This is a genomic window from Zavarzinella formosa DSM 19928 (assembly GCF_000255705.1).
GTDB lineage: Bacteria > Planctomycetota > Planctomycetia > Gemmatales > Gemmataceae > Zavarzinella > Zavarzinella formosa.
This window is the reverse complement of sequence record NZ_JH636465.1, coordinates 1-291: the sequence shown is the minus strand read 5'-3', so window position 1 is coordinate 291 and position 291 is coordinate 1. Positions and strand designations below refer to the sequence as shown.

Sequence of the window (291 nt, the reverse complement as noted above, 5' to 3'; positions counted from 1 at the left end):
AGTTTCAGCCCCGACTTCGTCCGCGGGTCCTCCGGGTCCAGCTTCGCGGCGGCCTCGTACAGGTTCTTCGCCACGTCGAACTTTTTCACCCCCAGGGCCCAGTCGGCCTGCTCCAGGAACTCCTCGCGAGCCAGCCGGGTCGTCTCGAAGGCCATCGCCAGCGTCCGGTCCGCCCGCAGCATCGCCGGGGCGTCCGGACGGCCCGAGTCGCGCCACTGGGACACCAGCGACCCCAAAAAGTAGTTGTCCGCGCTCGGCGCCGGGATCGCCGGGCTGAGCTTCGCCGTCACC

General features: G+C 70.1%; 1 protein-coding gene. It reads right to left on the bottom strand.

The window, feature by feature from the left end; translation table 11 throughout:
- Positions 1–291, bottom strand: a 291-nt coding sequence (locus BGIM_RS66345) for a hypothetical protein (RefSeq protein ID WP_193789108.1), incomplete at both ends; no start/stop codon positions are given.